Raw genomic sequence first — 808 nt, forward strand, 5'->3', positions numbered from 1 at the left:
TCTTACGATTACAACCACTCAACATAAATAAACCAGCATAAACACCTTGGCTACTGGGTTCGCTGCACGTCGGGTGTCAGCTTAAATTGATGGTTTACATTTTGGATACGACTCAGCCAACTGACCGAGGCTACAAAGAACAAAACTATAGTTTTTCGACGCCTTCAATTTCGATCACCGAGTTGACATTGGCTCTTTCGATTACTTTTAGTAAGGTCGTTTGAATGAGCTCACTCTCTCTAATTTCAGTTTCACAAGAGAAGCGCTCTTCTTGAACGCTATCACCTTCGCCAAGCATAAATTGTACAACCACTTCTGTTGCACAATCTTTGGTATTTCCGTAATACGCTATCGTGATTTTTGGGTAACCATTGAAACCTTTTTTAACCTGTTTAGCTATACGTTTCTTAGCTTTGTCCAAATTCATACAACTTCCTTTCTATACTCAATATCGAGAGAAATATAACGCATTGCTCAGCCGTGACAGTTTGACGAGCCCGTTGCAGCAACTTGTTAGCTTTCGTTTTTAATAAATAAGATGCTTGTTCCCATACCAACAAATAGACCACCACTGATTCTATGGAACCATTTCATACTATCTATATTTGACAGTGCTCCTTTTGCTCGCTGAGCTAAGTAACCATAACCAGATAATGACAGGAACGATAATGTCATAAATACAATAGTCATAATTACAAATTGTGGAAGAATTGAGTAACTTGTATCCAAAAACTGCGGGAATAGTGCAACAAAGAAAAGTATCGGTTTAGGATTGGTTGCCGCAACCAATAAACCTTCTCTAAAGTAG

2 protein-coding genes are annotated in these 808 nt (G+C 38.6%); both read right to left on the reverse strand.

Annotated features, from left to right (window positions below):
• Nucleotides 1–145: 145 nt before the first annotated feature.
• Entirely contained in the window at nt 146–427 is a 282-nt protein-coding gene (locus BCU12_RS10760; RefSeq protein ID WP_102404285.1) for a hypothetical protein, read from the reverse strand.
• A gap of 86 nt (nt 428–513) precedes the next feature.
• Nucleotides 514–808 (reverse strand): LysE family translocator (locus BCU12_RS10765; RefSeq protein WP_133153864.1); only part of this gene is annotated, 295 nt, incomplete at its 5' end.

Source organism: Vibrio sp. 10N.261.55.A7 (assembly GCF_002877365.1).
Lineage (GTDB): Bacteria > Pseudomonadota > Gammaproteobacteria > Enterobacterales > Vibrionaceae > Vibrio.